Source organism: Alteromonas sp. LMIT006 (genome assembly GCF_024300645.1).
GTDB classification, from domain to species: domain Bacteria; phylum Pseudomonadota; class Gammaproteobacteria; order Enterobacterales; family Alteromonadaceae; genus Opacimonas; species Opacimonas immobilis.
Window position 1 is genome coordinate 2,057,926 of record NZ_CP101291.1, and the last position, 12,185, is coordinate 2,070,110.

9 protein-coding genes are annotated in these 12,185 nt (G+C 44.7%); 5 read left to right on the plus strand and 4 right to left on the minus strand.

Going from position 1 to position 12,185, the window contains the following annotated elements:
• Window positions 1-28: 28 nt before the first annotated feature.
• Together NLG07_RS09595 and NLG07_RS09600 are read left to right on the plus strand one after the other, a co-directional pair.
• Window positions 29-1,333: an amidohydrolase family protein gene (locus NLG07_RS09595; protein ID WP_254855239.1), complete on the plus strand. Its 1,305-nt coding sequence runs from the start codon at window positions 29-31 to the stop codon at window positions 1,331-1,333.
• 98 nt (window positions 1,334-1,431) lie between these two features.
• Window positions 1,432-3,081 (plus strand): SulP family inorganic anion transporter, encoded by a 1,650-nt coding sequence (locus tag NLG07_RS09600; RefSeq protein WP_254855240.1) that lies wholly within the window; start codon window positions 1,432-1,434, stop codon window positions 3,079-3,081.
• A 47-nt stretch (window positions 3,082-3,128) separates the two neighbouring features.
• On the opposite strand, the gene greA is transcribed toward NLG07_RS09600, so the two are convergent.
• From greA to dapB, 4 genes are all read right to left on the minus strand, one after another.
• Window positions 3,129-3,605 carry a transcription elongation factor GreA gene (greA, locus tag NLG07_RS09605; RefSeq protein WP_254855241.1) on the minus strand — a complete coding sequence of 159 codons (477 nt, stop codon included), beginning with the start codon at window positions 3,603-3,605 and terminating at the stop codon, window positions 3,129-3,131.
• A 131-nt stretch (window positions 3,606-3,736) separates the two neighbouring features.
• Window positions 3,737-6,964 (minus strand): carbamoyl-phosphate synthase large subunit, encoded by a 3,228-nt coding sequence (gene carB, locus NLG07_RS09610; protein ID WP_254855242.1) that lies wholly within the window; start codon window positions 6,962-6,964, stop codon window positions 3,737-3,739.
• Window positions 6,965-6,972: 8 nt separating this feature from the next.
• Entirely contained in the window at window positions 6,973-8,100 is a 1,128-nt protein-coding gene (carA, locus tag NLG07_RS09615; protein ID WP_254855243.1) for a glutamine-hydrolyzing carbamoyl-phosphate synthase small subunit, read from the minus strand.
• 300 nt (window positions 8,101-8,400) lie between these two features.
• The gene (dapB, locus tag NLG07_RS09620) at window positions 8,401-9,201 is read right to left on the minus strand and encodes a 4-hydroxy-tetrahydrodipicolinate reductase (RefSeq protein ID WP_254855244.1); all 801 of its coding nucleotides are present in this window, start codon (window positions 9,199-9,201) and stop codon (window positions 8,401-8,403) included.
• A 139-nt stretch (window positions 9,202-9,340) separates the two neighbouring features.
• On the opposite strand from dapB, the gene NLG07_RS09625 reads away from it, so the two are divergent.
• The 3 genes from NLG07_RS09625 to NLG07_RS09635 are packed head-to-tail and all read left to right on the plus strand — an operon-like array spanning window position 9,341 to window position 12,174.
• The gene (locus NLG07_RS09625; RefSeq protein ID WP_254855245.1) at window positions 9,341-9,922 is read left to right on the plus strand and encodes a PH domain-containing protein; all 582 of its coding nucleotides are present in this window, start codon (window positions 9,341-9,343) and stop codon (window positions 9,920-9,922) included.
• On the plus strand, window positions 9,915-11,474 hold the full coding sequence (locus NLG07_RS09630; RefSeq protein WP_254855246.1) for a PH domain-containing protein: 1,560 nt from the start codon (window positions 9,915-9,917) through the stop codon (window positions 11,472-11,474). The genes NLG07_RS09625 and NLG07_RS09630 overlap by 8 nt, the downstream gene beginning before the upstream one ends.
• A 4-nt stretch (window positions 11,475-11,478) precedes the next feature.
• Complete coding sequence (locus NLG07_RS09635; RefSeq protein ID WP_254855247.1) at window positions 11,479-12,174, plus strand: cytochrome b/b6 domain-containing protein; 696 nt, start codon at window positions 11,479-11,481, stop codon at window positions 12,172-12,174.
• Window positions 12,175-12,185: the final 11 nt, after the last annotated feature.

A 12,185-nucleotide genomic window follows, 5' to 3' on the forward strand; every position in this document is an offset into this window, starting at 1 on the left:
CAATAATCACCTCATTTTAGGGAACACAATGATTAAAATTACCAAGCATCTTATCATCGGCCTCTCTTCATTTTGTTTGTTTCACTCTTTTGCCTTCGCTGACTCCATCAAAGTCCTGAAAGCGGATAAACTTATCTCGGTAAGGGATGGCAAGGTTTATCCAAAACCGGTAGTGATTGTTACTGATAATGTGATCACGCAAGTAGGTCAACAAGGTGATATGAGCATCCCTTCTGACGCTACTGTGATTGATTTAAGTGGGCATACCTTAATGCCAGGTCTAATGGATATGCATGTTCATCTCACCTCTGATGCCAATATTCATGGTTATAAGCGCTTGCAACGCGATACCTCCCGTGCAGCCATTACTGGCGTCGTCAAAGCCAAGCGTACCTTGATGGCTGGTTTTACCACAGTGCGCAATGTGGGTGCACCAAACTATGCCGATGTAGCGTTGCGTAATGCCATCAACGATGGTGATGTACTGGGCCCTCGAATGTTCGTCTCAGGTCCGTCGATCGGCGTCACTGGCGGTCATTGTGACAATAACTTATTGCCGTTCGAATACGATGTCACTTCAGAAGGTGTGGCTGACGGTCCATGGGCGATGAGAGCAAAGGTCCGTCAAAATATCAAATACGGCGCCGATGTCATCAAGTTTTGCGCGACCGGCGGGGTGTTATCCAAAGGCACCAAAGTTGGCGCACAACAGCTTACCTTTGAAGAAATGAAGGCGTTGATTGACGAAGCACATCTACGCGGGCTGACTGTTGCAGCACATGCACACGGTACAGATGGGATCAAAACCGCCATTCAAGCTGGGGTGGACTCGGTTGAGCACAGTTCATTTTTGGATGAAGAAGCCATCGCCCTAGCAGTCAAACACGGTACTTACCTATCTATGGATATTTATGTGACAGAATATATCCTTGGCGAAGGTGAGAAAGCTGGTATTTTAGAAGAAAGTCTTGCCAAAGAAAGAACCGTAGGCAAACGTCAACGCGAAAGCTTTACCAACGCGTTGAAGGCAGGTGTAAAAATGGTTTTTGGGTCTGACGCTGGCGTATATCCACATGGTGATAATGGCAAGCAATTTGCGCGAATGGTGCAATTTGGCATGACCCCGATGCAAGCCATTCAATCCGCAACGATAGCCCCTGCGACCTTAATCAACAAGGAAAGCACACTCGGCAGTATTGATGTCGGTAAAGTTGCTGATATTTTAGCCGTATCAAATGATGTTCTTAACGATATCAGCGTGTTAGAAAATATCCCATTTGTCATGAAGGACGGCATTGTGGTCAAGGATCACATAGGAAACACGGTACAATAAGCATTTTACGACTTTCGTCGCACAGTGGTCGGTCTTGTTGCACCGAACATGACTTGGGAAAATAACGGACGTTAATACCGCAATAACTAGAGAAATACATGCTCGCACTGAACAAACTTTCGCTTAATAATCTACGAGGCGATCTTCTAGGGGGTTTAACCGCTGCCATTGTCTCTTTGCCTCTAGCCCTTACTTTTGGTGTCGCCTCGGGCGCTGGCGCTGAAGCAGGTTTGTATGGCGCTATTTTAATCGGGTTATTTGCCTCGCTGTTTGGTGGCACATCCACGCTTATATCGGAGCCTACAGGCCCTATGACGGTCGTTATGACCGCTGTCGTAAGTTCTCTTATCGCGTCTAATCCCGATAAAGGCATGGCAATGGCGTTTACCGTCGTGATGATGGCTGGTGCTTTTCAGATATTTTTTGGTTATTTAAAACTCGGTAAATACATTACTTTAATGCCCTACTCTGTGGTATCTGGCTTTATGTCTGGCATTGGTGTCATACTGATTTTACTGCAACTTGCACCTGCGCTAGGGCAATCAGCGCCCGCTGGCGGTGTGATTGGCACAATCAGTCACATCCCTGAGCTATTGAGTAATATTCGCTTGCCTGAGTTAATGCTGTTTAGCATGACGTTGGTCGTGTTGTTTTTGACCCCTGCCAAATATAAAAAGTACATCCCGCCCCAATTGATTGCTCTAGTATTTATTACTTTGTTATCGGTGCTGTTTTTTAGCAACGGTGGCATCAATCGCATTGGCGAAATCGACGTATCTTTGCCGTCGATGGTTATGCCCTATTTCACGCAAGAAGAACTGCGTATGATGCTCATTGATGCCATGGTGTTAGGTATGCTGGGATGTATCGATTCGATGCTAACCTCGGTCATTGCCGATAACTTAACGCGTACCGAGCACAACTCCAACAAAGAACTAGTGGGTCAAGGTTTGGGGAATATTATGTCTGGCCTCTTTGGTGGTCTACCCGGTGCGGGTGCTACCATGGGGACGGTGGTCAATATTCAATCTGGAGGACGCACTGCCCTCTCTGGCGTGTTCCGAGTAGCGGTGTTGGTTGTTGCCGTGTTTGGCGCAGCGTCCCTGATTGAAACCATTCCCTTAGCCGTGCTGGCAGCCATTGCCGTAAAAGTGGGTGTGGATATCCTTGATTGGTCCTTTATCAAACGTGCCCATCGCGTGTCTCGCCACTCTACCCTAATCATGTACGCGGTATTACTATTAACGGTGTTTGTCGACTTGATTGTGGCGGTAGGCGTCGGTGTCTTTATCGCGAATGTCATCATCATTGAAAAGCTTTCTGCCGTTGAAGCACAGAAAATCAAAGCGATGTCGGATGTGGATGATGAAATCCCATTAAATGATGAACAACGCGAATTGTTGAACAGTGCTCAAGGTCGTTTGTTGTTTTTCTATCTGTCTGGGGCGATGATCTTTGGTGTTTCAAAAGCGCTTGCGCGTGAACGTAAAAACATTGAAAGTCATGATGCTGTTATCTTTGATATCAGCCATGTTTCTTTGCTCGATGACACAATGACGCTTTCTCTAGAAAATGTCATTCTTGAAGCAGTAGATATGGGCAAACATGTTACGATTGTTGTGCGTACTGATGAAGCTAAAGCCAAACTGATGCAAGTAGGATTAGAAGCACATCTTTCGGATGAACATTTTACTAACTCTCGTACCAAAGCTTTAGAGCGCAGCACTCAGTTTCTAAACAGCTATTAAAAAAGCCACCGCGTTAGGTGGCTCATGCAAATATCAAAATTCCTAGTTTAGTTGTGCTCAACTTCTAATATTTCAAACTCCACAACTCCTTTGGGCGTTTGAATATTGACCACATCATCCACCATTTTACCAATCAAGCCACGAGCAATCGGCGAGTTAACAGAAATCAGATTATTTTTAATGTCGGCTTCATCATCGCCCACAATCCGATATGTAATCTCTTCATCCGTATCGCAGTTCAATATGGTCACGGTGACGCCAAAAATGACCTTCCCTGTATTAGGAATACTGGCAACGTCAATCACTTGAGCGTTCGACAACTTACCTTCGATGTCTTGAATACGCCCTTCGCAAAAACTCTGTTGCTCACGCGCAGCATGATATTCAGCGTTCTCTTTTAAATCGCCGTGCTCGCGAGCTTCCGCAATCGCTTGAATAATTTGTGGGCGCTTGACCGACTTGAGTTCGTTCAGCTCTGCACGAAGTGCTTCTGCACCTTGCACCGTCATTGGAAATTGTGTCATGGCTAATTCCTTGTTCTTTTGATTTTGTCATAACATTAGAACAAAAATGCGCCCTATCCTTGTTAAGCATAAGGCGCATTTGTTATTTTGAAGGTATTTTAAATGGCTTTAAACCATTTGTCACCTGTGATTTAGGCGTTGTTCACCTGCTCATGAAGCTCTTGAACAGATGTCACACGTGCCCGATCATCCGCTTCTTTAGAATTGATGGTCGCAAACGCCGCATTCAATGTCGTCGTATAAGTCACTTTATTTAACAGTGCTTCTTTACGAATGTACACAGAATCGGTGATCGCTTGACGCCCTTCAGTGGTGTTAATGATATAAGCATATTCACCATTTTTGATGGCATCGACGATATTAGGACGGCCTTCTGAAACCTTATTGACAACGGCCACGTCTGTCACACCGGCATCATACAGTGCCGTTGCAGTACCACGAGTCGCTTCTAACTCATAACCACGTTCCAGCATTAATTTTGCCAGTTCGACCAAACGGACTTTGTCATTGTTACGCACGGACAAGAGTGCTTTGCCCCCTGTTGGAATTGGGCTAGATGCCCCCAAGTTCGCTTTGGCGTACGCCTCTTCAAACGTTTCACCAACACCCATGACCTCACCAGTAGAGCGCATTTCAGGACCTAGTAATGGATCAACACCTTGGAACTTCGCAAATGGCAAGACGACTTCCTTGACCGAGTAAAACGGCGGAATAATCTCATCTGTGACACCTTGGCTCGCCAATGACTGACCTGCCATGGCACGTGCTGCCACTTTGGCACATGCTCGACCGGTCGCTTTTGAAACAAACGGCACGGTACGCGCAGCACGAGGGTTTACCTCAATCAAGTAAACTTCATTGTCTTTAACCGCAAACTGGGTATTCATTAAGCCAATAACACCTAACTCAAGCGCCATTGCTTTGACTTGGTCACGCATGACCTGTTGAATCTCAGGTGATAATGAATATGGAGGCAGTGAACAGGCTGAATCACCAGAGTGAACCCCTGCTTGTTCGATGTGTTCCATAATGCCACCAATCACGACATCAGTGCCATCGCAGATCGCATCGATGTCAATTTCAATCGCATCATCTAAGAAACGGTCGAGTAATACGGGAGAATCATTTGAGACTTTTACCGCTTCATTGAGGTAACGCTTCAAATCTTTCATGTCATAAACGATTTCCATGGCTCGACCACCTAATACATAAGATGGACGTACAACTAATGGAAAGCCAATATTTTCCGCTTCGGCTAACGCTTGTTCCATATTGGATACGGTGGCATTTGCAGGCTGTTTTAAGTTTAGCTTATTGACCATGTGCTGAAAACGCTCACGATCTTCGGCACGGTCAATGGCATCAGGTGACGTTCCGATAATTGGCACACCATTGGCCTCAAGCGCCCGAGCGAGTTTAAGCGGAGTTTGACCACCGTATTGAACAATGACACCTTTAGGTTGTTCAACTCGCACAATTTCGAGTACGTCTTCTAACGTCACCGGCTCGAAATACAAACGGTCAGAAGTATCATAATCAGTTGAGACAGTTTCTGGATTACAGTTTACCATGATGGTTTCGTAACCATCTTCACGCATCGCTAGAGCAGCATGCACACAACAGTAATCAAACTCAATGCCTTGACCGATGCGGTTAGGACCACCGCCTAAGACCATGATTTTATCTTTATCCGATGGGTTCGCTTCGCATTCTTCATCATAGGTAGAATACATATAAGCGGTGCTCGTGGAGAACTCTGCGGCACAGGTATCAACACGTTTGTAGACTGGCTTGATATCCATTTTGAGACGCGTATCGCGAATATCATCTTCAGCCACATTAGTTAAAGCAGCTAAACGTGCATCTGAGAAGCCCTTACGCTTAAGTTTACGCATCAAGTCGGCTTCAATACCCGCTAAACCAATACGCTCGACAAGTTGTTCAAGTTGAATGATTTCTTCAAGTTGCACCAAGTACCAGCGGTCAACATTGGTGTAACTAAATACTTCATCAACCGTCATTCCCATACGGAACGCATCACCAATGTAAAGGATTCGATCTGCACCTGGCTCGCGTAATTCATACATCAACGTCTGCTTTGCATCAGGGCTTTCTGGATCAAGAATGGGATCAAGACCATTAATGCCTACTTCAAGCCCACGCAAGGCCTTTTGTAACGATTCTTGCTGATTACGACCAATCGCCATCACCTCTCCCACAGATTTCATCTGTGTAGTCAAACGATCATTAGCACCGGCAAATTTTTCAAAGTTAAAACGCGGGATCTTGGTCACAACGTAGTCGATGGCCGGCTCGAATGATGCAGGCGTTAGACCACCGGTAATATCATTAGCAAGCTCATCTAAGGTATAACCAACGGCTAATTTGGCCGCCACTTTGGCGATTGGGAAACCTGTGGCTTTTGAAGCTAATGCAGATGAACGTGACACACGGGGGTTCATCTCAATGATGACCATGCGACCGTCTTTTGGATTCACGCCAAACTGTACGTTTGAACCGCCAGTTTCTACACCAATTTCACGTAACACCGCCATCGCTGCATTACGCATAATTTGAAACTCTTTATCAGTCAGGGTTTGAGCAGGAGCCACCGTGATGGAATCACCGGTATGCACGCCCATGGCATCAAAGTTTTCAATGGTACACACAATGATGCAGTTGTCCGCCTTATCACGGACCACTTCCATTTCATATTCTTTCCAACCGATGAGTGATTCATCGATTAATAACTCTGAAGTCGGTGACAAATCGAGGCCGCGTGCACAGATTTCGTTAAATTCGTCAATGTTGTATGCAATACCACCGCCGGTCCCGCCCATGGTGAACGATGGGCGAATAATACACGGAAAGCCAATGCGACTTAACACGTCGTGAGCTTGCTCCATCGAGTGGGCGATTTCCGCACGAGGACACTCTAAGCCAATGTCTTTCATGGCTTTGTCGAAGCGTTCGCGGTCTTCTGCTTTATCAATCGCATCTGCCGTGGCACCAATTAATTCAACACCGTATTTTTCAAGTACACCGTATTTATTTAAATCAAGTGCACAGTTTAGTGCGGTCTGACCACCCATAGTTGGTAATACAACATCTGGGCGTTCTTTTTCGATGATCTTTTCAACTACTTCCCAATGAATAGGTTCGATGTAAGTTGCATCGGCCATTTCGGGATCGGTCATAATCGTCGCGGGATTTGAGTTCACCAAAATCACGCGATAACCTTCTTCACGCAATGCTTTACACGCTTGCGCCCCTGAATAATCAAATTCACAGGCTTGGCCAATCACAATAGGACCGGCACCTAAAATCAATATACTTTGTATGTCAGTACGTTTTGGCATCTCAATTCCTACTTGTGTTGCTCAATGAGTTCAATAAAGTGGTCAAATAACGGCGCTGCGTCATGTGGGCCAGGGCTTGCCTCTGGGTGTCCTTGAAAACTAAACGCGGGCTTATCAGTTAAATGAATGCCTTGTAATGAGCCATCAAATAATGATTTATGAGTCACTTTGATGTTTTCTGGCAAATTGTCTTCTTTTACCGCAAAACCATGGTTTTGCGAGGTAATCATCACGACATTACGTTCTAAATCTTTGACTGGATGGTTTGCACCGTGATGACCAAATTTCATTTTTTCAGTTTGCGCGCCACTGGCAAGGGCTAATAATTGATGCCCCAAACAGATTCCAAAAATGGGTAAGCCCTTATCTAAGAACGTTTTAATTGCCTCAATGGCATAGGCACATGGCTCGGGATCACCTGGACCGTTAGATAAGAAAATACCATCAGGATTCAATGCCAGTACATCTTCAGCAGGCGTTTGCGCAGGCACAACCGTTAATTTACAGCCACGTTCAACTAACATGCGCAAAATATTGTGTTTGGCACCAAAATCATAAGCCACTACGTGATGAGGTAAATCTTGTAGGTCTTTGCCGTAACCTTCACCTAATGCCCACACACTGTCGTTCCAAATGTGCGGTTCAGAACACGTTACTTCCTTGGCTAAATCCATGCCTTTCAAACCAGCAAACGATTGAGCGTGTTCTAACGCTTGGCTTTCATCAATGTCACCTGCCATAATGCAACCGTTTTGCGCACCTTTATCGCGTAATATACGAGTCAGTCGACGCGTATCAATATCAGCAATGCCAATGATATTGTTGGCCTGCAAATATTCAGAAAGCGTTTGTTCGTTACGGAAATTTGAAGCAATCAACGGTAAGTCGCGAATGACTAAGCCTTTTGCCCAAATACTAGTAGATTCCACGTCTTCGCTATTCGTACCTGTGTTGCCAATATGAGGATAAGTCAGCGTGATGATTTGTTCAGCGTAGGATGGATCAGTGAGAATTTCTTGATAACCTGTCATTGAAGTATTAAACACTACTTCGCCAACAGCGTGGCCAGTGGCACCGATTGCGGTACCTTTAAAGACAGAACCGTCTTCTAACACCAAAAGGGCAGAATGAGCCAAGTCAACCTCCAGTCGTAGGATAACTAGGTGCAATCCTTAGATTACACATACAAAAAACGGGATAAAACATACTGACATGTTCATCCCGTATAACATTCTTCGCGCTACTACTCGCCAAATCCATGAGGCGATTTCGTTCTTGCAGGCAAATTAGCGAGATTATATATGCAGACTCGCAAATGATCTAGTAAAAATATGAAAATTTAGTAAAACAAAGGCTTTCATTAATTTTTTATGCGAAGCTTGTAAAAGTCATGTTAAACCCATGCTAAATCAGGCGTTTTAAACTGCTTTTATTTCTTATAAACCAAGCACATCCATCATTGAATAGAGCCCTGGCGGTTGCTTTTTGACCCATTTAGCGGCTCGTACTGCGCCTTTCGCAAAAGTCATCCGGCTTGATGCTTTATGAGTCAGTTCAATACGCTCACCAATGTCTGCAAACAATACGGTATGATCCCCTACTACGTCGCCACCACGCACGGTCGCATAGCCAATCGTTTGTTGGTCACGCTCGCCTGTGTGTCCCTCGCGCCCGTATATAGCAACTTCATCATGATTTCTATCGATGGCATGAGCAATACCTTTACCAAGAGCCAAGGCTGTACCAGATGGTGCATCAATTTTGTGTCTGTGATGCGCTTCTATGATCTCGATATCTGCGCTCTCCCCCATTACCTGAGCCGTTTGTTGGGCAAGTTTAATAAGCAGATTAACACCTACGCTGTAATTGGCAGCAAAGACAATCGGAATGTGTTCCGACGCTTTGTGCAAAGCGGTTTCTTGTTCTAAACTGAGTCCTGTGGTACCAATTACAATAGGCAACTTATGCTGAATGCACCAATCCAAATGGGTAGACAACACTGTCGGCAAAGTAAAGTCGATCACAACGTCTAAACCCATGATTTGCGTGTTATTTAACGTGTCTAGGTTGACGTTTAGGGGCGTAATCCCAACTGCCACACCCGCGTCAATACCTAACAAAGGTGATGCTTCACGCACCGTGCCACTGTGCAATGACGTTTGCGGATCTTCCGCTACGGCCGTGATCAAATTCCGCCCCATCCGACCATTGGCACCTAACACACTGATACTTAACATAAACCCTCTTGATACAACTGTTTACAAAACCCAACCTTGAGACAGGTTTTCTTTTACAAAATTTGCGCCATAATAACACGAATAACGGTCGATATGAGAGCGGATGTGTCTGCAATCATATATTTGTAAGGAAGGTTAAATGACGACTCACACTGACGCTGAAACATTTGAAACACCGGATCAAGAAATCGGTTTTAGTAATCGTGTGATTACCAATGCTGATGGAACCACTATTCATTCTCCTGATATCACTCATATTTCTGCAGATTACCCAGGTATCAGCCTGCTAGTAGGTCTGTCGGTAGTCGCAGTACTCAGCATTGTCATACTTGGCCTCATTTTTCAGCCCTACTTCGCTCTACCGGAAAAGCTTGAATATTGGGGTATTCGCATCTGGGGAGGAATTGCGTTGCTATGGTGTCTACTTGAGGCTTATGAATACGGTGCCAACAAACGATTAGGCTATTGTTTACGAGAACAAGACATTACGATGTTCAAAGGGTGGCTATTTTGCAAAATCAGCACCCAACCCATCTGTCGTATTCAACACATTGAAGTGAAGCAAGGCCCTATTGACCGCAAAACGGGTTTAGCAAAATTACATGTGTTCAGTGCGGGAGATTTGACTCAAACCTTTATCATTCCTGGACTAGAAAAGGACAAAGCTGAATTCATTCGCAACACCATTTTACAGCATAAGGAGTTACACCAACGTGGCTGAATTATCGCAAAGCTTGCCTGAAGGTAATTCTGGCATACAGGGTGAATGGTCACAAGTGGCGCCAATTGGGATCTTGTATTTTATTCAAAAATTCATTGTGATTGTGGTGAACAATGTCTTCTACATGTTGCCCATCTTATTTGTACTGTGGGATAAAATCAAAGCCAACCCATGGATTGCGGTGTTAATTTTTGCTGGCATTTTGGGACTCTTAATCGGTTTTGCAGTGCTCTCGTTTGTGTTTTTTCGATACCGGTTGTTTGACGGATCCGTTGAAGTAAAAAGCGGGATTATTTTCAAAAAACACATTAACTTGCCATTTAATCGTATTCAAAATGTCAAAATTGAACAGCCGTTTTACTATCGTCCCTTTGGCTTCGCTTCGCTTGCTTTTGACTCTGGTGGCTCACTTAATCAAGAAGCGCGTTTAATCGCTTTGCGCCTGAAAGATGCGCAACATCTTCGCAAGCAAATCAGTGAGGTGGCCACCGAGACAGATAATACTCAAACCATCAGCGAAACTATTACAAACACCTCCAAGGTAGAGGCGCCATCGGATGAAACAGTGATCAACACTCGCACCGTTGGCGATCTCGCGATGCATGGTGTGACCTCTAACCGCATATATTTGTTGCTGGCTTTCATAGCGCCTTTTCTTGATGAAATCATTGAGTACTTTAGCGGCAAATTTGCAGGCTGGGGCCTCAATATTCAAAGTCACATCGAAAATGATCCGACTTGGCAGATAGGCTTGTACATGGTTGGTCTCTTTTTGTTATTTTTAGGGATCATGACCGTTCTATCTATCATTGGTGCGGTTATCCTATTTTGGGGATTTACGTTGAGTAAAACTCATGAAAAATTCATACGTCGCAGTGGCTTGATTAATCGACATGAGGTAGCAGTACCGATCAGCCGCATACAAGTTGCCATCATGAAGCAAGACTGGCTGGATACGATATTTGGTAGGATTAATTTGCGCCTGGATCAACTCAACGCTCAAGCCAATGTCGCGAATCCGGAAGCATTAGCCAATAAATTAATGGTGCCTTCTGTTTTTGCATATCAATGCAGAGATATCTTAGCCCACGTCTTTCCTGAGCATCGTCTGCACGACACGCCATTTTTAGCCATTAAAAAGATGTTCATCATTCGCTTTGTATTATGGCTTGTGTTGCCTATTACCATCGGTTTAGCCGTTCTGTTTGCGTATCATAATGACCCAAATTGGCTTGCGCTATTGATGACGCCTGTTGTTTTGACAGCCTTAATTTGGCTGCGTTGGAAACGCTGGGGATTTGCCTATACCGATGATTATCTGTATATCAAAAAAGGCTTGTTTGGCGTAGATAGATACTGCATTCCAGTTCATAAAATACAACGTGTCGCTATTTCTCAGAGTTATTGGATGCGTCGCAGTCAGGTAGCGTCTATCAAGTTTTATCTGGCATCCGGGAGCTACAGTATTCCATTGATCGACGAGACAGTTGCCAAACAGCTCCAATCTGTGATTTTATATCAAGTAGAATCACAGGCACGTTCATGGATGTAAGTTAATGAATACAAATCATTCACGCGTATGGGACATCTATACCCGACTGTTTCATTGGTTGCTGGTCACTGGCATTGCCTACCAATACTACTCAGCAGAAATAGCAGATACCGCAATTGATAACCATGCTTTGGTTGGTTATGGGCTCTTAGGCCTAATTATATGGCGGGTATTGTGGGGTCTAATCGGTCCAGTTCCAGCTCGATTTAGCACATTTCTATCCCATCCTAGGGCGTTAATCAAGTATGTAAAAGCCTCGCCAAAGCCGATCTTCGCAACGCACAATCCATTGGGCGCGTGTGCAGTCGTCTTGTTTTTGTTGTTCATCTCGCTTCAAGCTATCTCTGGTTTGTTTATGACGGATGATATTTTGTTTACTGGGGTCTTACACAATTGGTTATCAAGTGCTATGACTGAGTCCATTATGTGGTTTCACAACAATGCCTTTAACCTGTTATTGGTTCTGATTGGCGTTCATGTATTTGCAGTTATGGTGCATGTCAAAACCACCGAGCCATATCTCATCAAAGCGATGTTCGACGGGAATAAACCCAATCACCAATATGCCGTGACATACGACTGGAGAATGCACATGAAATGCTTGATATGTATTGCGATAAGCGCGGTAAAGGTCTACTTGCTCGTCAACCATGTGCCAGATTGGTTGGGAGTGGAGCCCGAAGACCTATTTGATTTTTAGCTTACAATTGT

Excerpts from the sequence above, each read along its gene's own strand:
- dapB (WP_254855244.1), bottom strand. The coding sequence starts at position 9,201 with ATGTTAAGTATCAGTGTGTTAGGTGCCAATGGTCGGATGGGGCGGAAT.
- NLG07_RS09635 (WP_254855247.1), top strand. The coding sequence starts at position 11,479 with ATGAATACAAATCATTCACGCGTATGGGACATCTATACCCGACTGTTT.
- NLG07_RS09595 (WP_254855239.1), top strand. The coding sequence starts at position 29 with ATGATTAAAATTACCAAGCATCTTATCATCGGCCTCTCTTCATTTTGT.
- NLG07_RS09600 (WP_254855240.1), top strand. The coding sequence starts at position 1,432 with ATGCTCGCACTGAACAAACTTTCGCTTAATAATCTACGAGGCGATCTT.
- NLG07_RS09625 (WP_254855245.1), top strand. The coding sequence starts at position 9,341 with ATGACGACTCACACTGACGCTGAAACATTTGAAACACCGGATCAAGAA.
- greA (WP_254855241.1), bottom strand. The coding sequence starts at position 3,605 with ATGACACAATTTCCAATGACGGTGCAAGGTGCAGAAGCACTTCGTGCA.
- carB (WP_254855242.1), bottom strand. The coding sequence starts at position 6,964 with ATGCCAAAACGTACTGACATACAAAGTATATTGATTTTAGGTGCCGGT.